This is a genomic window from Streptomyces lienomycini (assembly GCF_027947595.1).
Lineage (GTDB): Bacteria > Actinomycetota > Actinomycetes > Streptomycetales > Streptomycetaceae > Streptomyces > Streptomyces lienomycini.
In genome coordinates this window covers 4,622,739-4,642,100 of sequence record NZ_CP116257.1, presented here as the reverse complement: position 1 = coordinate 4,642,100, position 19,362 = coordinate 4,622,739, and the positions used below count along the sequence as shown (strand labels likewise).

The 19,362-nt window shown below is 73.4% G+C and carries 20 protein-coding genes; 10 read left to right on the top strand and 10 right to left on the bottom strand.

All coding sequences use genetic code 11. The features are described from left to right. The first annotated feature begins 89 nt into the window (after positions 1-89). Positions 90-962, top strand: a complete 873-nt coding sequence (locus tag BJ961_RS21015) for a universal stress protein (protein ID WP_271414338.1) — start codon at positions 90-92, stop codon at positions 960-962. A gap of 21 nt (positions 963-983) precedes the next feature. Here the strand turns inward: BJ961_RS21015 and BJ961_RS21010 are convergent, their stop codons facing one another. The 3 genes from BJ961_RS21010 to BJ961_RS21000 all read right to left on the bottom strand — a co-directional run bounded on the left by BJ961_RS21010 (position 984) and on the right by BJ961_RS21000 (position 3,695). Further along, complete coding sequence (locus tag BJ961_RS21010; protein ID WP_271414337.1) at positions 984-2,216, bottom strand: DUF4032 domain-containing protein; 1,233 nt, start codon at positions 2,214-2,216, stop codon at positions 984-986. A 22-nt stretch (positions 2,217-2,238) separates the two neighbouring features. Then, entirely contained in the window at positions 2,239-2,985 is a 747-nt protein-coding gene (locus tag BJ961_RS21005) for an MBL fold metallo-hydrolase (protein WP_271414336.1), read from the bottom strand. Positions 2,986-3,062: 77 nt separating this feature from the next. Next, positions 3,063-3,695 (bottom strand): alpha-ketoglutarate-dependent dioxygenase AlkB, encoded by a 633-nt coding sequence (locus tag BJ961_RS21000; RefSeq protein ID WP_271414335.1) that lies wholly within the window; start codon positions 3,693-3,695, stop codon positions 3,063-3,065. Between the two features lie 121 nt (positions 3,696-3,816). Between BJ961_RS21000 and BJ961_RS20995 the strand changes: the two genes are divergently transcribed. Both BJ961_RS20995 and BJ961_RS20990 read left to right on the top strand, forming a co-directional pair. Further along, on the top strand, positions 3,817-4,440 hold the full coding sequence (locus BJ961_RS20995) for a TetR/AcrR family transcriptional regulator (protein WP_271414334.1): 624 nt from the start codon (positions 3,817-3,819) through the stop codon (positions 4,438-4,440). A gap of 22 nt (positions 4,441-4,462) precedes the next feature. Beyond that, positions 4,463-6,136 (top strand): FAD-binding dehydrogenase, encoded by a 1,674-nt coding sequence (locus BJ961_RS20990; RefSeq protein WP_271414333.1) that lies wholly within the window; start codon positions 4,463-4,465, stop codon positions 6,134-6,136. Between the two features lie 29 nt (positions 6,137-6,165). Here the strand turns inward: BJ961_RS20990 and BJ961_RS20985 are convergent, their stop codons facing one another. Together BJ961_RS20985 and BJ961_RS20980 are read right to left on the bottom strand one after the other, a co-directional pair. Next, on the bottom strand, positions 6,166-6,417 hold the full coding sequence (locus BJ961_RS20985; RefSeq protein ID WP_054100096.1) for a WhiB family transcriptional regulator: 252 nt from the start codon (positions 6,415-6,417) through the stop codon (positions 6,166-6,168). 113 nt (positions 6,418-6,530) lie between these two features. After that, on the bottom strand, positions 6,531-7,433 hold the full coding sequence (locus BJ961_RS20980; RefSeq protein ID WP_271414332.1) for a LysR family transcriptional regulator ArgP: 903 nt from the start codon (positions 7,431-7,433) through the stop codon (positions 6,531-6,533). Positions 7,434-7,510: 77 nt separating this feature from the next. Here BJ961_RS20980 and BJ961_RS20975 point away from each other — a divergent pair, with 77 nt between their 5' ends. Beyond that, positions 7,511-8,125, top strand: a complete 615-nt coding sequence (locus BJ961_RS20975) for a LysE/ArgO family amino acid transporter (RefSeq protein WP_271414331.1) — start codon at positions 7,511-7,513, stop codon at positions 8,123-8,125. A gap of 95 nt (positions 8,126-8,220) precedes the next feature. Beyond that, positions 8,221-9,531 (top strand): MFS transporter, encoded by a 1,311-nt coding sequence (locus BJ961_RS20970; protein WP_271414330.1) that lies wholly within the window; start codon positions 8,221-8,223, stop codon positions 9,529-9,531. A gap of 6 nt (positions 9,532-9,537) precedes the next feature. Here BJ961_RS20970 and BJ961_RS20965 read toward each other — a convergent pair whose 3' ends face one another. The 3 genes from BJ961_RS20965 to BJ961_RS20955 all read right to left on the bottom strand — a co-directional run bounded on the left by BJ961_RS20965 (position 9,538) and on the right by BJ961_RS20955 (position 12,061). Next, positions 9,538-9,993: a cyclic nucleotide-binding domain-containing protein gene (locus BJ961_RS20965; RefSeq protein ID WP_271414329.1), complete on the bottom strand. Its 456-nt coding sequence runs from the start codon at positions 9,991-9,993 to the stop codon at positions 9,538-9,540. Between the two features lie 333 nt (positions 9,994-10,326). Further along, positions 10,327-11,796: an aminotransferase class I/II-fold pyridoxal phosphate-dependent enzyme gene (locus BJ961_RS20960; protein WP_271414328.1), complete on the bottom strand. Its 1,470-nt coding sequence runs from the start codon at positions 11,794-11,796 to the stop codon at positions 10,327-10,329. Between the two features lie 49 nt (positions 11,797-11,845). Continuing rightward, entirely contained in the window at positions 11,846-12,061 is a 216-nt protein-coding gene (locus tag BJ961_RS20955; RefSeq protein ID WP_271414327.1) for a hypothetical protein, read from the bottom strand. 151 nt (positions 12,062-12,212) lie between these two features. Here BJ961_RS20955 and BJ961_RS20950 point away from each other — a divergent pair, with 151 nt between their 5' ends. The 5 genes from BJ961_RS20950 (at position 12,213) to BJ961_RS20930 (ending at position 15,462) form a co-directional block, all read left to right on the top strand. After that, positions 12,213-12,671 (top strand): ATP-binding protein, encoded by a 459-nt coding sequence (locus tag BJ961_RS20950; protein WP_271414326.1) that lies wholly within the window; start codon positions 12,213-12,215, stop codon positions 12,669-12,671. Positions 12,672-12,855: 184 nt separating this feature from the next. Then, positions 12,856-13,731 (top strand): SigB/SigF/SigG family RNA polymerase sigma factor, encoded by an 876-nt coding sequence (locus tag BJ961_RS20945; protein ID WP_271414325.1) that lies wholly within the window; start codon positions 12,856-12,858, stop codon positions 13,729-13,731. A gap of 38 nt (positions 13,732-13,769) precedes the next feature. Beyond that, positions 13,770-14,015 carry a DUF5133 domain-containing protein gene (locus BJ961_RS20940; protein ID WP_271414324.1) on the top strand — a complete coding sequence of 82 codons (246 nt, stop codon included), beginning with the start codon at positions 13,770-13,772 and terminating at the stop codon, positions 14,013-14,015. Positions 14,016-14,165: 150 nt separating this feature from the next. Beyond that, the gene (locus BJ961_RS20935; protein ID WP_271414323.1) at positions 14,166-14,999 is read left to right on the top strand and encodes a DUF1206 domain-containing protein; all 834 of its coding nucleotides are present in this window, start codon (positions 14,166-14,168) and stop codon (positions 14,997-14,999) included. Positions 15,000-15,027: 28 nt separating this feature from the next. Beyond that, entirely contained in the window at positions 15,028-15,462 is a 435-nt protein-coding gene (locus BJ961_RS20930) for a hypothetical protein (protein ID WP_271414322.1), read from the top strand. Between the two features lie 22 nt (positions 15,463-15,484). On the opposite strand, the gene BJ961_RS20925 is transcribed toward BJ961_RS20930, so the two are convergent. After that, on the bottom strand, positions 15,485-17,731 hold the full coding sequence (locus tag BJ961_RS20925; RefSeq protein WP_271414321.1) for an FUSC family protein: 2,247 nt from the start codon (positions 17,729-17,731) through the stop codon (positions 15,485-15,487). Between the two features lie 123 nt (positions 17,732-17,854). Continuing rightward, entirely contained in the window at positions 17,855-19,231 is a 1,377-nt protein-coding gene (locus BJ961_RS20920; protein WP_271414320.1) for an NAD(P)/FAD-dependent oxidoreductase, read from the bottom strand. Between the last annotated feature and the right edge of the window lie 131 nt (positions 19,232-19,362).

Sequence of the window (19,362 nt, the reverse complement as noted above, 5' to 3'; positions counted from 1 at the left end):
TCCCCCGGCTCCCCGCGCGAGATCACGGGGGCGGCTTGGGGAAGACTGGGCCCATGAACGACGCGACCGCGACACAGGGAGGGGCCCGCATGACGCGCCCGATCACGGCAGGCCTGGACGGTTCTCAGGAGAGCCTGGCCGCACTGGCCTGGGCCGCCAGGGAGGCGGTCCGCCGCGGAACCCCGCTGCACGTCGTGCACGCCTGGCGGTTCCAGGGGCAGGGCGTGACCGGCACGGCCGACCGGGACACCCAGGAGCGGTGGGTGCGGGACGCGCTCGCCGAGTCCGTCGGCACCGTCACCGAACGGCACCCCGGCCTCACCGTGACCACCGATGTCCGCGAGGGCGACGCCGTCGCGGCCCTGCTCGCCGCCGCGGCCGACGCCGACACGCTGGTCCTCGGCTCGCGCGGCCACGGGCCGGTCGTCGGCTTCCTGCTCGGCTCGGTCGGCCAGCAGGTGATCGCCGAGGCGACCCGGCCGGTCGTCCTCGTGCGGGCCGGTGACGAGGCCGCCGCGGAGGCCGCGGGCCGCGAGGTCGTCGTGGGCCAGCAGGGCGAGCCGGAGGACAGCGCCGACGTGATCGGGTTCGCGTTCGAGGCCGCCGCCGCCCGGGGCGCCACCGTGCGCGCCGTACGGGCCTGGGCCCTGCCGACGGTCTTCACCTACAGCCCCGGCTCGATGGCGCTCGCCGACGAGGCCGGGGGCCTGGAGCAGTACGAACGCAAGGCGCTCGACGAGGCGCTCGCCCCGTGGCGCGAGCGCTTCCCCGACGTTGCGGTGGTCGAGCACGTGGAGATGGGCAGCGCCGGGCAGGTGCTGCTCTCGGTGGCCGGGGGTGCCCAGCTGATGGTCGTCGGCCGCCGCGCCCGCCGCAGCGCGGTCGGCGCCCGGATCGGCTCGGTGGCGCACGGCGTGCTGCACCACGCGGAGTGCCCGGTGGCGGTCGTCCCGCACACCTGAGGACCCGGCGGGGGCCGCTGCTCAGTCCGCCGTGGGCCGCAGCGTCTCCCGCGCCGTGGGCAGGATGTTGACGAGGTAGTCCTCGACCGCCGTGTCCAGGCCGATGTCGTGCTGGGCCCGTTCGGACAGGTACCAGCGGTGCTCCAGCAGCTCGTGGTAGATCTCCGCCGGGTCCATCGCGCCGCGCAGCTCCACCGGCACGGCGCGCACGGTGGGCCGGAAGACCTCGCGCACCCAGCGGTGGGCGAGGACCTCGGGGCGGGCGCCGAGGGGGTCGCCCGGGGCGTAGTCGTCCTGGGTGGCCATCCAGCTCTCCAGGTCGTTCAGCAGCCGCCTGGCCTGGTTCTCCTCGGCGTCCAGGCCGGTCAGGCGCAGCAGTTGGCGCTGGTGGTGTCCGGCGTCGACGACCTTCGGCACGAAGGTGACGGTGTCGCCGTTGGAGGCGTGCTCGATCTGCATCTCGGCCACGTCGAAGCCGAGGTCGTTCAGCCGCCGGATCCGGCGCTCGATGTAGTGGTACTTGCCCGCCGGGTAGACGGAGGTGCGGGTCAGCTCCTCCCACAGGCTCCGGTAGCGGGCGCATATCTCCATGCCGAAGTCGACCGGGTCGACGGAGGGGTGCAGCGCCCCGGACGCCTCCAGGTCGAGCAGTTCGCCGCTGATGTTCACCCGGGCGAGGTCGAGGTCGTAGTCCCGCTGCCCGGGGCTCAGCCGCGGGTGCAGCTCCCCGGTCTCGGCGTCGACCAGGTAGGCGGCGTAGGCGCCCGCGTCGCGCCGGAAGAGCGTGTTGGACAGCGAGCAGTCGCCCCAGGCGAACCCGGCCAGGTGCAGTCGCACCAGCAGCACCGCGAGGGCGTCCATCAGCCGGTGCATGGTCGCCGGGCGCAGCGTCGTCTCGAACATCGACCGGTACGGCTGCGAGCCGCCCAGGTGCCGGGTGACCAGCACCGGCTCCAGCGGGCCGCCGGCGGTGTCCGTGCGGCCGGTGATCACGGCCAGCGCGTCCACCGCCGGGATGGCGAGCCGGTCCAGGTCGCGCAGCAGCTGGTACTCGCGCAGGGCGGGCCGTTCGGCCAGTTCCTTGACGGCGATGACCTCGTCCCCGGCGCGCGCGTAACGGACCACGTGCCGGGAGATGCCGCGCGGCAGCGGCACGAGGTACTCCTCGGGCCACTGCTCCAGCGGCAGCTGCCAGGGCAGTTCGAGCAGGAGCGCGGGGTGCTCCGGATTGGTGGCACTGATCTGCAAGGCCATGCCCCGACTCTAGGCCGCGGCCTCAGGCCGCCCGCTCCCGGGCCAGTTCCGCGGCGTCCTTCACCGGGCCCTGGTGCAGGGGGCCGTGCCCCGGCAGCAGGAGGTCGCCCTCCAGGCCCGCGATGACGTCGAGCGAGGCGATCGCGCGCGGCCGGTCGTGGTGGAACAGGTCGGGCAGCAGCTGCGGTCCCTCGATCCGGGAGATGGCGTGCCCGCTCACCAGCGCGTCGCCGGAGACCACCACCCCGGCGTCCGGGAGGTGGTAGACGCAGTGGCCGTCGGTGTGCCCCGGGGTGTGCACCGGCACGGGCCGGCCGGGCAGGTCCAGGGCGCCGTCCGCCGGGAAGGGCGCGGGCGCGGTCACCGGGTGCTGCTCGGTGCCGCCGGTGCGCAGCACGTGCCGCATCCACGGCAGGACGCCGGGCCGCCAGGCGTTGCGCAGCACCGTGCCGACCGACACCTGCTGGAGGTAGTCGCGCCGGGCGTGCGGCACCTCGGCCTCGTGCAGCAGCACCGGGGTGCCGTGGGCGGCGCGCAGGTACTCGGCCGAGCCCAGGTGGTCGTTGTGCGCGTGGGTGATCAGCACCGCCGCCACCGCCTCGGGCGAACTCCCCACGGCGGCCAGGGAGTCGAGCAGTGCCCGGCGGTCGCCGGGGTAACCGGTGTCGACGAGGGTCACCGCGTCGCCGTCGGTGAGGATGACCCAGTTGGTGTTGCCGCCGTGCACCAGGTAGGTGCCGTCGGCCACTTGCCGTACGTCCGCGCTCATGGTCTCCCGCGATTCTGGTCGGCTGCCTGCGTACGGGACAGCCAACCAGAAACGGGGCGCGGGCGGTTGTCCGGCCCTCAGCGCACGCCGTGCGGGCGGAACTGGACGCTGATGCGGGGCCCGGCGGCGCGGGTGCTCTTCGGGACGCAGTGCTCCCAGGTGCGCTGGCAGGAGCCGCCCATCACGATCAGGTCGCCGTGGCCCAGCGGGCGGCGCACGGTCGCGCCGCCCCCGCCCACCGGGCGCAGCAGCAGGTCACGCGGTGCGCCGACGGAGAGGATCGCGACCATGGTGTCCTGGCGCGCGCCGCGCCCGATCCGGTCGCCGTGCCAGGCGACGCTGTCCCGGCCGTCGCGGTAGTGGCACAGGCCCGCCGTGGTGAAGGGTTCGCCCAGCTCCTCGGCGTAGTGCGCGGACAGCGCCGCGCGCGCCTCGGCCAGCAGGGGGTCCGGCAGCGGGTCGGCCGCACCGTAGAACGCCAGCAGCCGGGGCACGTCGACGACCCGCTCGTACATCTCGCGCCGCTCAGCCCGCCAGGGGACCTCGGCGGCCAGCCGCCCGAACAGTGCGTCGGCGCCGGTCAGCCACCCCGGGAGCAGGTCGATCCAGGCCCCGGCGCCGAGGCGGGTGCGGCGCAGCCCGTCGAGGGAGCCGAGCCCGACCTCGTCGGTCTGGTCGAAGAGCGAACCCTGGAGGTGGTGCGTGGTCATGGCACCAGCGTACTCCTTGTTCGAAACTGTGTTCTATTCACTGGACGTGGGCGTCCGGGCTCTTTCGATACGCCGGTGTATCCGATACATTCGCGCATCGAACGGAGCGAAGGGACCGGGCATGGCGGTGCGGGAGACGACCGGGCGGATGACCAGACGCCGCGCACACACCCGCGCCAACCTCCTGGACGCCGCCTTCGGGGTGTTCGCCGCCAAGGGGTTCGGGCGGGTGTCGATCGAGGAGGTCTGCGAGGCCGCCGGGTACAGCCGGGGTGCCTTCTACTCCAACTTCGACAGCCTCGACGAACTGTTCTTCGCCCTCTACCGGCAGCGGGCCGACCTGATCGCCGAGCAGGTGTCCGCGGCCCTCGCCTCCGACGGCCCCGACCTGGACGTACCGGCCGCCGCGGACCGCGTCACCGAGGTGCTGCTCCTGGACCGGGACTGGCTCCTGGTGAAGACGGACTTCCTGGTGCACGCCGCCCGCGATCCGGAGGTCGCCCGGACCCTGCTGGAGCACCGGGCCCGCCTCAGGCGGGCGATCGCCGACCGGCTCGCCCGGGCCCGTGGTCACACCGCCCTGCCCGCCGTGCTCGGCGACACCGAGGGTGCCGCGCACGCCGTGGTCGCCGCGTACGACGGGGTCACCACCCGGCTGCTCCTCGACCGGGACGTCGCACACGCCCGGATCTGGCTCGGACAACTGCTCACCGCGCTGCTCACCGACGGCAGCGCTCGCCAATGACGAACAGGAAGGGACGGTCGCCATGGATGCCGACGTCATCGTGGTCGGAGCGGGTCTCGCGGGCCTCGTCGCGGCCCACGAACTGACCAGCCGGGGCCGCAGGGTCGCCCTGGTCGACCAGGAGAACGCCGCCAACCTCGGCGGACAGGCCTTCTGGTCCTTCGGCGGCCTCTTCCTCGTCGACTCCCCGGAGCAGCGCCGCCTCGGCGTCAAGGACTCCTTCGAGCTGGCCTGGAGCGACTGGCAGGGCAGCGCCGGCTTCGACCGGGCCGACGACGAGGACTCCTGGGCGGTGCGCTGGGCGCGGGCGTACGTCGAGTGGGCGGCGGGGGAGAAGCGGTCCTGGCTCGCCGGACACGGCATCACCTTCCTGCCCACCGTCGGCTGGGCCGAGCGCGGTGACCTGACGGCCGGCGGCCACGGCAACTCCGTGCCCCGCTTCCACATCGCCTGGGGCACCGGCACGGGGGTCGTCGAGCCCTTCGTGCGGTACGCGAAGCAGGCCGCGCGGGACGGACTGCTCACCTTCCACCACCGCCACCGCGTCGACCACCTCGTCGTCGAGGGCGGCACCGCGCGCGGCGTGCGCGGCACGGTCCTCGCCCCGGACGACTCACCGCGCGGCGTCGCCTCCAACCGTGAAGCGGCCGGGGAGTTCGAACTCACCGCGCAGGCCGTGATCGTCACCTCCGGCGGCATCGGCGCCGACCACGACATCGTCCGCCGCCACTGGCCCGCACGCCTGGGCACCCCGCCCGCCGAGATGGTCACCGGCGTCCCCGCCTACGTCGACGGACGGATGCTCGGCATCAGCGCCGAGGCGGGCGCCCGCCTGGTCAACCGCGACCGCATGTGGCACTACACCGAGGGCGTGCGCAACTGGGACCCGATCTGGCCCGGCCACGGCATCCGCATCCTGCCCGGACCGTCGTCGATGTGGTTCGACGCGCTGGGCCGCCGGCTGCCCGAGCCGTACCTGCCCGGCTACGACACCCTCGGCACCCTGCGCCACCTGCGCACGGCCGAGGACCTCGCGGGCCACGACCACTCCTGGTTCGTCCTCACCCAGAAGATCGTCGAGAAGGAGTTCGCGCTCTCCGGTTCCGAGCAGAACCCCGACATCACCGCCAAGGACCGCGCCGGCTTCCTGCGCGAACGCGTCCTCGGCAAGGGGGCACCCGGCCCGGTGGACGCGTTCCTGCGCAACGGCGCGGACTTCGTGACCGCGCCGGACCTGGAGCAACTGGTGGAGAAGATGAACCGGTTGACCGACAAACCGCTCCTGGACGCCGCCGCGCTCCGGCGCCAGATCGAGGCCCGGGACCTGCAGATGGCCAACCCGTACGCCAAGGACGCCCAGGTGCAGGGCATCCGCAACGCCCGCCGCTACATCGGCGACCGCCTCGGCCGGGTCGCCGCCCCGCACCGCATCCTCGACCCGGCGGCGGGCCCGCTGATCGGCGTCAAGCTGCACATCCTCACCCGCAAGACCCTCGGCGGCATCCAGACCGACCTCGACTCCCGCGCCCTGGGCGCCGACGGCACCCCGGTGGAGGGCCTGTACGCGGCCGGCGAGGTGGCCGGCTTCGGCGGGGGAGGGGTGCACGGGTACAACGCGCTGGAGGGCACCTTCCTCGGCGGCTGCCTGTTCTCCGGGCGGGCGGCGGGACGGGCCGCGGCCCGGCAGAGCGCCTGAGCGGCCGACCGGGCGGCGCGGACGCCGGACTACGCCGACCTGCGGCGCACGGCCTCGCGCCGCTTGAGCGCACGGCGCTCCAACTCGCTGGTACCGCCCCAGACACCGAGCGTCTGCCCGGTGTCGAGCGCCCACCGCAGACACTGCTCCCGGACCGGGCAGGTCCGGCAGACCGCCTTCGCCTGCTCGGTCTGCAAAGCGGCCGGGCCGGTGGTGCCGATCGGGAAGAAGAGGTCGGGGTCCTCCGTACGGCATGCGGCGTGCTCTCGCCAGTTGTCCATCAAAGTCACCTGCGATCAGTAGCGTTCGCGTCCTCGTACACGGCTTGCTCCCCTTCGGGTGACCGGCCGGCAGCGGTGCGAAACCGGCGGGTGTCCCGGTGCGGCGCCGCGGTCTACCGGAGCAGCGCCTCCGCGGCCGTCGTCACCACCGCGTCCGCCACCGCGGCCAGCGCCGGGGAGTCGAGCTTCCACTGCTGCCAGTACAGCGTGATGTCCACCGCCAGGTCCGGGGCGAAGACGGTCAGCCGCCCGGCGCGCAGCAGGGGTGCCGCCTGCGGCTGCGGCACCATGCCCCAGCCCAGCCCGGCGGCGACCGCCTCGACGAAGCCCTCCGAGGTCGGCACGTAGTGCCGCGCGGCACTCGCGCCCGCGTGCCCGAGCCGCCGCGCGAAGGCGTCCTGGAAGTCGTCCCGCCGGTCGAAGACCACCACGGGCGCCCCGGCGACGGCCTCGCGGGGCGGTCCCTGAAGATGCCGGGCGGCGAAGTCGGGTGCGGCGCAGGGGAGATAGCGCATCCGGCCCAGCGGCCGGACCGTGCAGCCCGGTACCGGCTCGGGCGACGACGTCACCGCCGCCATCACCACGCCCTCCCGCAGCAGCGTCGCGGTGTGCCCCTCGTCCTCGCGGCGCAGCTCGAAGCAGAGCGCGGGTTCGCGGGGAAGACGGGTGAGGGCCGGCAGGAACCAGGTCGCCAGCGAGTCCGCGTTCACCGCCACCGACACCCGGGTCGGCTCGCCCTCCCCGCGCAGGCCCAGCTCGGCCGAGGCGTCCCGCTCCAGCCGCGCCACCTGGCGGGCCAGCCGCACCAGCACGGCACCGGAGTCGGTCGCCCGCACCGGCTTGGTGCGCAGCAGCAGCACCCGGCCCGTGCGCTGCTCCAGCGCCTTCACCCGCTGGCTGACCGCGGACGGCGTCACGTGCAGGGCGGCGGCCGCCGCGTCGAACGTGCCCTCGTCCACCACGGCCAGCAGGGTCCGCACCTGCTCCAGCGGCAGATCCGCGAAGGCCGGCGTCATGTCGTCATCACACCGGCTAATGATACGTAAGAATCTTTAGCTGTACGCACGGTGATCGTCCACTTAGCGTCGAGGGCATGAACAACGCCCTCACGGCAGCCGCCGCCGGTTTCGGCACCGGACTCTCGCTCATCGTCGCCATCGGCGCCCAGAACGCCTTCGTCCTGCGCCAGGGAGCCCGCCGCGACGCCGTCCTCGCCGTGGTCGGCATCTGCGCGCTGTCCGACGCCGTGCTCATCGCCCTGGGGGTCGGCGGCGTCGGCGCCGTGGTGGTGGCCTGGCCGGGGGCCCTGACCGCCGTCGGCTGGATCGGCGGCGCCTTCCTGCTCTGCTACGGCGCCCTGGCCGCCCGGCGGGTGTTCCGCCCGTCCGGCGCGCTGCGGGCGGAGGGCGACGCCGCGGGCTCCCGCCGCCGGGCGGTGCTCACCTGCCTGGCGCTGACCTGGCTCAACCCGCACGTCTACCTGGACACCGTGTTCCTGCTGGGCTCCGTCGCCGCCGACCGGGGGCCGCTGCGCTGGACCTTCGGCCTCGGCGCCGCGGCCGCCAGCCTGGTCTGGTTCGCCGCGCTCGGCTTCGGCGCCCGCTACCTCGGCCGCTTCCTGGCCCGGCCCGCGGCCTGGCGCGTACTGGACGGCCTGGTGGCCGCCACCATGATCGCCCTCGGCGTCTCCCTCGTCGCCGGGGCCTGAGCGGCGCGGACCAGCCCCACGCGACCGGCGCGCTCGAACGAAGCTGCGATAGTGATCCCCGCAGTCGAAAGATGTATCGAGCATGTAGGAAGCGCGTGGACACGAGCGAGAGCAGCGGCGAGAGCGGCACCGAACCCCGGACGAAGGCCCCGGTGACGGACGGCGCCGACCGGCGGGGGTGGCGCCGCTGGGCCATGGACACCCGACCCCTGCGCCGCCCGGCCTACCGCAGGCTGTGGTCCTCGACCATCGTCACCGCCGTCGGCAGCCAGCTCACCGCCGTCGCCGTGCCCAAGCAGATCTACGACATCACCGGCTCCTCCGCCTGGGTCGGCGCCGCGAGCCTCGCCGGTCTGCTGCCGCTCATCGTGTTCGCGCTGTGGGGCGGCGCCGTCGCCGACACCATGGACCGCCGCAAGCTGCTGCTGATCACCAACACCGGCATCGCGGTGACCTCGCTGCTCTTCTGGATACAGGCGGTCACCGGCATGGAGTCGGTGGCCGCCCTGATGCTGCTGCTCGCGCTCCAGCAGGCCTTCTGGGGTCTCAACGCCCCGGCCCGCAACGCCTCCATCGCCCGCCTGGTGCCCGAGAGCGAACTGCCCGCCGCCAACGCGCTCGGCTCGACCGTGATGCAGACCGGCCAGGTGGCCGGACCGCTGCTCGCCGGTGCGCTGATCCCGCTGATCGGCCTCCCCGAGCTGTACCTGATCGACGCCCTGGCGCTGTGCGTGACGGTGTGGGCCGTCCACCGGCTGCCCGCCCTGCCGCCGCTGGCGGGCACCGCGGTGCGGCGCGCGGGCCTGCGCGAGGTCGTGGCGGGCTTCCGCTACATCGCCGGGCACAAGGTGCTGCTGCTGTCCTTCCTGGCCGACATCGTCGCCATGGTTTTCGGCATGCCCCGCGCCCTGTTCCCGCAGCTCGCCGCGGAGACGTACGCCCCCTACGGAGAGGGGCTCGCCCTGGGGCTGCTGTTCGCGGCGATCCCGGTCGGGGCGGTGGCCGGCGGGCTGTTCTCCGGCACCTTCTCGCGAGCGCGTCGGCACGGCTGGATGGTGATCGGCGCGGTCGTCGTCTGGGGCGCCGCCATCGCCGGCTTCGGGCTGAGCGGCAGCCTGTGGCTCGCGGTGGCGTTCCTGGCCCTGGCCGGGGTCGCCGACATGGTCTCCATGGTGTTCCGCGGGGCGATCCTGCTGTCCGCGGCCACCGACGAGATGCGCGGGCGCATGCAGGGCGTGTTCACCGTCGTCGTGGCGGGTGGGCCGCGGCTGGCCGACGTACTGCACGGCGGCGCGGGCTCCGCCCTCGGACCGCGGGAGGCCGTGGCCGGGGGCGGGCTGCTCGTCGTGGCGCTGATGCTGGCCCTGGCCGCCGCGGTGCCGGCGCTGCGGCGCTACCGCGTCTGACGGGGCTCACAGTTCGCCGTGGCCGTGCAGCGCGTAGTGCTCCATCAGGCGTCCCCTGGTGCTCTCCAGCCGGTGCGCGAGGATCTCGGCGACCGACCGCACCAGCACGATGCCCAGCTGCGGGTCGTCCTCGCACAGCCTCAGCACCGCCGCCGCCTCGAACTCGTAGGCCCGCACCGGGCTGAACGCCTCGGCGCCGAAGTCCCACTCGTAGGGCGGGAAGAGCCAGGACCAGCCGAGCAGGTCGCCCACGCCGAGGCTGGCGACCGTGACCCGCTGCAGGGACGTCACCCGCTGGGTCAGGGAGACCGCGCCGGAGCGGACGACCCAGAAGCGGTCGGCCTTGCCCCCGGCCTCGAAGATCCGCTCGTCCTCCGGGAAGGAGACCTCCTGGGCCAGCTCCATCAGCCGCGCGCGCTGGGGGCGGGGGAGGGCGGTCAGGAGTTTGATCGCTTTGGTCATGGCACGGGGCTCCTCGCCGGCGATTCGGTTCCGGGGCTTTCCCTCTTCCCATTTCAGTCGCTGCGGGCGTCCTGAGCACCTCGGCGGACGACGGATCCCGTACGAATCCCGTAGGCATTCCGTGCCGGAATGGGGGGCGTGGGCGCGCGGGCATGAAAAAGCCCTGGCTGGACGGGGGAAGCCAGCCAGGGCCGTAAGCGGTGACCGCGGAGGACACTCGGTCGACTCCGTCGCCACAACTGGATGAACGCTAAACCATCTCTGGGTGTTCCACCCACCCGGAACCGGGGTGAGTGACCCGTTTCACTCGCCCCCTCGCCCTCCCCTCACGCGTCACCGCGCGACGACCCTGATCGTCTCCAGTGCCGGATCGGTCGGATCGGGCAGGTACATCCCGGCGTCCAGACCGGTCCGCAGATAGCGCAGGACCGGCTCGGCCAGCCGCTCACCCGGCAGGACGGCCGGAATGCCCGGCGGATACGGCGTGATCATCTCCGCCGCGATCCGGCCGGCGGCCCGCACCAGGGGCACGTCCTCGGTGGGCCCGAAGAACGCGTCCCGGGGCAGGCACACCTGGGGCATCCGCAGCTCCTGCGGCGAGGGCACCTCGACCCGCGGAGCGGGGTCCAGGCCGGGAGCGGCGCGGGCCAGGTCCTTGAGGGCGGTGAGCAACTCGTCCGCGGTCTCCCGGTCGTCGCCGTGGGTGATCTGCGCGCCGATGCGGCGGTGGTCGGTGAGGTGCGCGACCACGCTCCGGTGCTCGCGCAGCCAGTCCGCCGCCTGGAAGCCCGAGACGCCGAGGCCCGCCAGGTCGATGACGACGGGCAGCGGATCGAAGCCGTGGGCCGCCCCCGCGCCGCAGAAGTCGTCGCGGTCGTTGACGTGCATGCCGTCGATCTCCTCGACGGCCGCCCGGACACCGGCGGCCAGCTCCAGCGCGCCGCCCATCAGCCCGTGTCCGCCGAGCGCCATCTGGCGGCGCCAGCCGTCGAGACCGGCGAAGATCAGCACCGACGGGCTGGTGGTGCTCAACAGGTCGGCCCGCATGCCGAGCAGCTTCGGCGGCACCAGGTCACCGCGCAGGTGGAACACGGACCCCTGCTCCAGACCGCTGCCCATCTTGTGGATGCTGGTCACGCAGATGTCGGCGCCCGCGTCCATCGCCCAGGACGGCAGATCCGGATGGAAGGGCAGATGCGCCCCCCACGCCTCGTCGACGATCAGCGGCGCCGAACGCCGGTGGCAGACCTCGGCGACGGCCCGCAGATCCGCGCTCGCCCCGTACGGCGTGGGACTGGTGATCAAGGCGCCCTTGGCGTCGGGATGCGCGGCGAACGCCTCCTCGAACGTTTCGGCGGACGGCGGATGGGCCAGATGCCGCTCGGCGTCCCAGCGGGGATCGACCCAGACCGGCTCGATCCCGGACAGGATCAGTCCCGAGACCACCGCCTTGTGCGCGTCCCGGCCGATCAGCAGCTTCTCGTGCGGTCCCGCGACCGCCAGCATCGCCGCCTTCACCGACAGGGAACTCCCGCACGTGGTGAAGAACGTGTGATCGGCGTGGACGGCGTCCGCCATCAGCTCCTGGGCACGCTGCAGCACCCGCCCCCGGTTGAGCCGGTCGTCGAGCCCGGCCGTCGCCAGTACGTCACCGTGGAAGACGGCGTCGCCCAGCACCTCGCGCACGGCGGGATCGGCGCCCCGCGCCTGCTTGTGTCCCGGCGGCGTGAACGACAGCCGCCCCTCACGGCGGTACTCGACGAGGGCCTCCAGGACCGGTGCGCGGCGATGGTCGACAGTCATGCCGATGCGGCTTCCCGCCCGGCGTGCCGTCAATCCGCGCCGCGGCCCCTCAACCCGGGTTCCGGCCCGGGGTGAGCACCTCGTCCAGGACCCGCAGGACGGCCTCGTACGCCACCGTCCGCACCGCGGCCTCCCGCGAACCCTCCGGGTCGGTCGGCCGCAGCTCCTCGGCTCGCGCCCGCCAGACGCGCCGCTCCTCCAGCGCGCACGACCTCGCGCGGTGCATGCGGCGCAGCAGTTCGTCCGAGTCCACAACATCCGTCATGCACTCCGCGTACCCCCGCAGGGCGCCCGGATGGCCCGTGGGCCGCACGGAGGACCGGAGGTTTGGCCCGACGCCCAGAGGTCAGCCGAAAGTGACGGGGCCGAACGGTGCGCACACGGCCGAACAGAACCGACCCACAGGGAGCCGACGGATGTGTGACAGGGACACAACCGAACCCGCAGCCGAACCGCGCGGTACCCGCGCGCACCGCCGGTACGCGCCGTGCAGGCCCGCCGACGCGCGCCGGGAGGTCGAGCGCGCCGTCACCGCGTGCGGCGGCCGCGGCGGCCCCGCGTCCTGCGACACGGGCGCCCTGTCCGACGCCGTCCTCGTCGCCTCCGAACTGACCACCAACGCGATCCTGCACGGCGGCGGCATCACCGACTTCCGGGTCGACGTCGTGGAACCGGGCATACGGCCCGGCCTGCGCCTTTCGGTGTGCGACCGCAGCCACGACCTGCCGGTGGCCGCGCCCGCCACCGACGAACGCGGCCGCCGCGGCCTGGGCGGGCGAGGCTGGCCGATCGTCTGCCGGCTGGCCCGCGAGGTACGCGTGGCAGACCTTCCCTCCGGAGGCAAGTGCATCACCGTGGTCGTTCCGCTGTCCTGATGACTTTTCGAAAAGCGGAGTTTGTTCCACCGGGGCGAGGGCAGTCGCCAAATCGTGCTTCGGACCGGAGGCGCAGCAGCGGGAGCGGTAGAGCTGCTTCGGTGCTCCGGCTGTCCCGGGGCGACCCGGACAGCGCCGTTCCCGCGGAAAGTCCCCTGAGACCACCGTTCAGGAGCGAATCCGCATGCTCATCGAAACGCCCACCATCCGCCCCGGAACCCCCGAGTCCACCACCGCTACCGCCGCCACCGGCACCCCGGCCCGCCGCCGGCACGACGACGCCCCCGACACCATGGCCCTCTTCGGCCGCCTGGCGGGACTGGCGGACGGACCCGAACGCGACGCGGTCCGCGACGAACTCGTCACGGCCTGGCTGCCCATGGCCCACCGCATCGCCGGGCGGTTCCGGGACCGCGGGGAATCCCTGGAGGACCTCCGCCAGGTCGCCGCGCTCGGTCTGGTCAAGGCCATCGACCGCTTCGACCCCGAGCGGGGAGCCTTCGAGAGCTACGCCGTGCCCACCATCACCGGTGAGGTCAAGCGCCATTTCCGCGACCGCATGTGGGCCCTGCGGGTACCCCGCCGGGTCCAGGAACTGCGCAACAAGGTGCGCGTCGCCCGGCGCGAACTCGCCCAGAGCCCGGGCAGCCCCGAACCCTCGGTGGCCGCCCTCGCCGCCCACACCGGCCTCACCGAGGACGAGGTCGGCGCCGGCATGGAGGCGCTGGAGAGCTTCAGCACCCTCTCGCTCGACGCCGAACTCTCGGCCGGCGACGACGGCTACAGCCTCGCGGACACCCTCGGCGCGGCCGACGCCTCGTACGACACCGTGATCGACCGCGAGTCCGCCAAGGAGGGCCTGCGCAGGCTGCCCGAACGCGAACGCGCCATCCTCTACATGCGCTTCTTCGAGGACATGACCCAGAGCCGGATAGCCGACTGCCTGGGCATCTCGCAGATGCACGTCTCGCGGCTCATCAGCCGCAGCTGCGCCCGCGTGCGCGACGAGGCCATGGGGGAGCGGACCGCCCGCCCCGGCCGCCCGGTACGGACCCGATGAGCCGGACGGACCGGGAAGCGAGGGAGGGAAGGGACCGCATGCTGATGCCACACCCCGCGGTGCTGCGCGGACTCCTGGAGGAGTACGAGGCCGCCGCGGTGAACGAGCCCGCCGACGCGGCGGGCGAACCGGGCCCGCGGACCCGGGACCTCGCGTACACGCTGTGCGTGTCGACCGGCACGCGCGACGTGCGCCGGGCCCTGGAGAGTGCCCGGCGCCACCTCGCGGACGCGCCCGTCCCGGAGCCCGTGCCCGGTGGAGCGCACGCGGGCGTGGCGGACTGACACGAGGAACGGCCAGGGGAACGACCACGCGACCGCCCGTACACCACCAGTCGGTGTACGGGCGGTCGCACGTCCACGGCCACCGTCCACGAGACCCGCGGTGTGCGCGTCCGATGCCGGGGCATGCGGAGTCCGGGAGGGGAGGTCCACATGAACACACGTGTCCTGGCACGTACCGGCCGCGGACGCGCCCGGAGGGCCGCGAACGGATCGGCGGCCGAGGGGGCCGCCCGGGCGGGACTCACCGCCCGCGGCGTCATCTACCTGCTGGTCGGCATCCTGGCCCTGCAGATCGCCTTCGGCACCGGAAACCGGCAGGCCGACCGGGGCGGCGCCCTGGCCGAGCTGTCCGACAGGCCCTTCGGCGCGGTGCTGCTGTGGGCGCTGGGCGCCGGACTCGCCGGGATGGCCCTGTGGCGGCTGTCCGAGGCGCTCTTCGGCGTCACCGGCAAGGACGGCCGCACCGCGAGGAAGCGGCTGCCCGCCGCCGCCCGCTGCGTCTTCTACGCCTTCGTCGCCTACTCCGTACTGGCCTTCGCGGCCGGTGCCGGCGGCAGCGGCTCCAGCGACCGGCAGTCCAGGGACGTCACCGCCAGGGTGATGGGCATGCCCGCGGGGCAGTGGCTCGTGGGCGTCGCCGGCGCCGCGATCGTCGTCGCCGGAGTGGTCATCTGCGTCCAGGCCGTGCGCCGCACCTATCACAAGAAGATGAAGCTCGGCGGGCTCGGCCGGCGGGCCCGCCGGCTGGTCGACGTCACCGGGGTCGGCGGCGGAGCGGCCCGCGGCATCGTGTTCGCGGTGGTGGGCGCCTTCGCCGTACGGGCCGCCGTCGACTACGAACCCGACCGGGCGAAGGGACTGGACGACACCCTCCGCTCCTTCGCCGGCACCCCGCTCGGCCCGTGGCTCCTGGCGCTGGTCGCCGCCGGTCTGGTGCTCTTCGGCGTCTTCTCCTTCGCCCTCGCCCGCTGGCGGAGGGTCTGAGCGGCCCGGCACGGGGAACACGGGGCGAATGAACGAACACGAGATTCCTCCGCCGGACGGACGTCCCGTGGACGTCTACCTCGACCTCCTGCGCGTTCGCATGCCCAACGACGACTACCAGCTGCTGCTCAGCGTGGTGGAACCGGTCCTCCAGGCGATCGACGAGCAGCAGATGCCGGCCATCGACTTCTCGCTGGACGGCGACAACGCCGAACCGCTGCCCCAGGAGATCCGGGACGAGGCCGCACTCGTCATCGCCACCGCCGTCACCGGACGCCTCGACAACGAGGTCGTCGAGATCAGCACCGACGAGACCGGACCCGTCCGGGTCGTCACCGACGCGGTCACCGCCTCCGACCCGGAACGTCTGGGCGAGATAGCCGACTACCTCAAGGAACGCCACCAGCAGAACGAGGAACTGCGCGGCATCGCCGAGGCCAGCGGGCTGCCCAGCGACTTCTGAACCGCACCACCGGGTGGTGCCGTCACCGCTTCGGCGCCCTGACGGACACGCCCAGCGGCCGGGCGAGGCCCACCACCGCCTCGTCCAGCCGCTCCAGATGCCGCAGCACCCGGCCGGTGATGCGGCCGTACCGGGGCACCCCGGCCACGTCCGGCTCCAGCAGCGAGGCGATGCTCGGCCCCGTCTCCACCTCGGCCCCGGCGTCCTCGTCGGCGACACGGGCGGCGATCGCCTCGATGTTGCGCACCGTGCGCCGCACCGCGCCGCGCAGCCGCGGGTCGGCCGCGATCGAGGGGTGGGTGGGCAGCAGCTCGGCCGTCGCGGCCAGCGACCGCGCGTGGTAGGCACAGGTCTCCAGCAGCGCCACCACGTACTGGGCGGTGTCGCGCCGGGCCCGCAGCGGTGTGATCGGATGGGTCAGCGGCTGCGTGGCGGCCCGCAGATCCCCCAGCGCCTGGTCCAGCTCCCGCGCGGTGTCCAGCAGGTCGGCCGCCTGCCCGCCGCTGAGCTGGTCGACGGCGCCCTCCGTGACATCGGTGAGCCGCTCCAGCACCGTGCCCAGCAGTTCGTTCGTACGCCGGTCCGTGCGTATCGGCAGCACCAGCGCCGCCGCCACGATCCCGCAGGCCGCGCCGAGCGCCGTCTCCTCGACCCGCAGCAGCAGCACCGACATGCTGTAGGTGTGCAGCAGTGTGTACAGCAGCCCGAGCATCGCGGTGACGAAGAACGACATCAGCGTGTAGGACAGCGGTGCCGTGTAGAACATCGCGAAGATGAGCACCAGCACCAGCCCGAACGCGGTCCAGGTGTGGTTTCCCACCAGGCCGGCCAGCACGATGCCCGCCACCACGCCCAGCACGGTGCCGAGCAGGCGGCGGTAGCCCTTGACCAGGATCTCCCCGGTGGACGCGGTGTTGATGAAGACGATCCAGCAGGTGAGCACCGCCCAGTACCAGCGCTGCGTGGACAGGAACTCCCCGCCGACGATGGCCAGCGAGGACCCCACGGCCACCTGCACCGCGGCACGCGTGGTGGGCCGCCGCAGCCCGGTCTGCTCCTCCTCGGGCGCCGCCTCCTCACCGGCGTCGATGGCCGCGTCCTCGGCGTCCAGCTCCTCCCGGGACCTGGCCGTGGCCGGCGAGTCGTCCGACTCGTCCTGCGGACCGTCCAGCGCCATCCTGAGGCCCATGACCGCCCGCGCGCTCTCACCGATGCCGCGGAAGACGTCCTGGACGGCCGGTGTCGCCTCGGGCAGGTTCTCCTCGTCGCGGTAGCCGAGCAGCCGGTTGCGCAGATGGGACAGCGCGGTGCCGCGCGCCTCCGAGGGCGGCCGCAGCACCAGGGTGCGCAGCGCCGCCAGATCGCGGCGCAGTATCTCGGTGGCCTCGCCGGGCGCCGGTGAACGGCCCACCGACGGGGCGGGCGCGCCCGGCAGGTGCAGGGTGAGGGTGTCCGCCCGCTCGGCACTGCGCGCGGTCAGCAGCAGCAGCCCCAGACGCTCCGCGGCGATCTCGGCGTCCGCGATGCGCCGCTGCACCAGGCGCGCGGTGGACTTGTCGGGCGTGCCCTCCTCCAGCCGGGACTGGATCATCAGCGCCGTCTCGTGCAGACGCGCGGTGCCGTCGCGCAGGCGCTCCAGCGTCTTGTCGATGTCGTCCGGACCCGCGTCCAGCAACTCGGCCTGCGTCGCGATCAACTGCGCCAGCCGTGCCCGGAAGGCCTGCCGCAGCAGCCGCAGGATGCGCGTGGGCGTCGCCGGGACCACCGCGAAGCGCATCACCGCGCTGGACGCGAACGCGGCGGCCACGGCGAGCCACAGGGAGGGCAGCCCCGACGGCTTGGCGCCGACGAACAGGGACACGAAGTAGACCTGGAAGCCGATCAGCCCGAGCGCGGTGCCGCGGTCGCCGAACCGGCGGACGAAGACGGCGCTGAAGATGAGGACCACGAAGACGGCGTCGCCGAGGACCACCCGCGAGGCGAGCAGCGTACTCAGCGACATCGAGGCCAGGGCGACGGGCAGGCCGAGCGCCAGCGTGACGGCCTGCGGACCCGGCTCCTTCTCCCGGATGGCGAAGGTGGCGACCATCGCCGCGATGGCCCCCGCCACCAGATGTTTGACGTCCACGCCGAACACGGCGAGCACGGCGAGGGTCAGCGCGATCGCGCCCACCGTCCGCAGGCCCGCCGTCAGCCTCAACAGCCCCGGGTCGGACGCGGCGACGCGGTCCCGCAGTCGTGTCCGCGCCGAGCGCCCCGCTGCCTTCACGCCGCCGTACACTCTCCCGATTCACAGCCGGCCAGCACAGCCGGTTCCAGCCACGTCCCGGCAGGTTCACGCCGAGATCCACTTCTCAGCATGTCATGCCCCGGCCCGCTACCGGCCCCGGGGTCACAGCTCCGCCCGGTCCGCCCCCCTGACCCGCTCCCGCACCTGTTCCGGAGTCAGATAGGCGTCGGTGTACTCGAAGTCCTTGAGCTTGGCCGGCTTGCGGGCCTGGAAACCGGTGCGGACGAAATCGTCGCCGGCGACCGCGTTGAGCGCCCAGTTCGCCGCCACCCGGGCCTTGGCGACCCCCGTGCGCAGCGCCGACCAGTGGTAGCCGCGGGCCACCGCCTGCGCGGGCAGCCCCTTCAGCTCCACGCCGAGCGGCTTGGACACCGCGTCGGCGCCGCCGAGGTCGACGACGAGACCGAGGTCCTTGTGGACGTACGGCCGCATCGGCTGGTTGCGCAGGGTGGCGATGAGGTTCTCGGCGACATGCCGGCCCTGCCGCATCGCGTGCTGGGCGGTCGGCGGGCACACGGCGCCCTCCTGGCCCTTGGCGAGGTCGGGGACGGCCGCGGAGTCGCCGAGCGCGAACACCCCGTCGTGGTCGGGCAGGCACATCTCGGCGGTGACCGCGAGGCGACCCTTGACCGTCTCCGCGCCCAGCGTCGCCATGAGCGGGCTCGCCACCACGCCCGCCGTCCAGATCAGCGTGCGGGTGGGCACCACCCGGCCGTTCGTGAAGGTGACCTCCTCGGGCCCGGCCTTCTCGATGGACACCCCGAGGGAGATCTCGATGCCGCGCCGCGTCAGGACCTCCTGCGCGTCGCGCCCCAGCTTCTCGCCCAGCTCGGGCATCAGCTTGGGCGCGATGTCGATCAGGTGCCACTTGATCAGGTTCGGGTCGAGGCGGTTGTACCGCTTGACGGCCGCGTGGGTCAGCCGCTGCAGACAGGCCGCGGTCTCGGTGCCCGCGTAGCCGCCGCCGACCACCACGAACTGCAGCCGGGAGGCCCGCTCGGCGGGGTCCTGGCTGGCGTCGGCGAGGTCCAGCTGCGAGATGACGTGGTCGCGGATGTACGCGGCCTCCGCCAGCGTCTTCATGCCGAACGCGTTGTCGGTGAGCCCCGGGATGTCGAAGGTGCGGGTGATGCTGCCGGGCGCCAGCACGATGTAGTCGTACGGCTCGTCGACGATCCGGTCGGTGATGGTGCGCACCACGCAGACCTTCGACTTGAGGTCCACCCCGATGGCGCCCCCGGGGATGATCCGGGTCCGGTACTTGCTGCTGCGGCGCAGGGAGAGCGCGATCGACTGGGGTGTCAGCACCCCGGAGGCGACCTGGGGCAGCAGCGGCAGGTAGAGCTGATAGGAGAACGGTGTCACCAGGGTGATCTCGGCCTCGCTCGGGGAGAGCCTCCGTTCCAGACGGCGGACGCACTCCACGCCGGCGAAACCTGCGCCGACCACCAGGATCCTGGGTCGTGTCACGGTGTTCATCCCTTTCTGCGGCTCCAGGCGGTCTGCCGCGAACGCCTTTCGCCTGCCCCTGGATCGCTGCTTCGCACCTCGTCCATGCCACCGCGCCCGCACCGGTCCGGCCAGCCGGGCGCGGCAGGCAGGCGACACAT